1 pseudogene is annotated in these 292 nt (G+C 69.2%); it reads right to left on the bottom strand.

Annotated features, from left to right (window positions below):
- Positions 1-292: pseudogene (locus tag ADK60_RS27475) on the bottom strand (condensation domain-containing protein); the annotation flags it as partial.

The following is a 292-nucleotide window of genomic DNA, read 5'->3' as shown; positions in this document are numbered from 1 at the left end:
CAACGCGCGCAGGACCGTCGACCAGCCGTCCAGCAGCTCCCGGACCTCCGCCTCCGCGAACAGCGCGCCGGGCCAGGACACGCTCACCACCAGGTGCGGTCCGTCGGCACGGTCCTCGGTCATCGCGTTGATCGTCAGCGCGTGCCCCATCGGCATCTGCGGGTCCACGGCTCCTTCGAGGAGCTCAGGAGTCGGTGACCATTCGGCTTCGGTGTTGTCGCCGGTGAAGCGGCCGAGGTAGTTGAAGACGATCTCCGCGCCGGCCTTCTCCTCCAACTCTCCCAGGCGCGCG

It is taken from the genome of Streptomyces sp. XY431, assembly GCF_001279805.1.
In the GTDB taxonomy this organism is placed as follows: Bacteria; Actinomycetota; Actinomycetes; order Streptomycetales; family Streptomycetaceae; genus Kitasatospora; species Kitasatospora purpeofusca.
The sequence above is the reverse complement of the archived record's forward strand: the minus strand, read 5'-3'. Positions and strand labels throughout refer to the sequence as shown.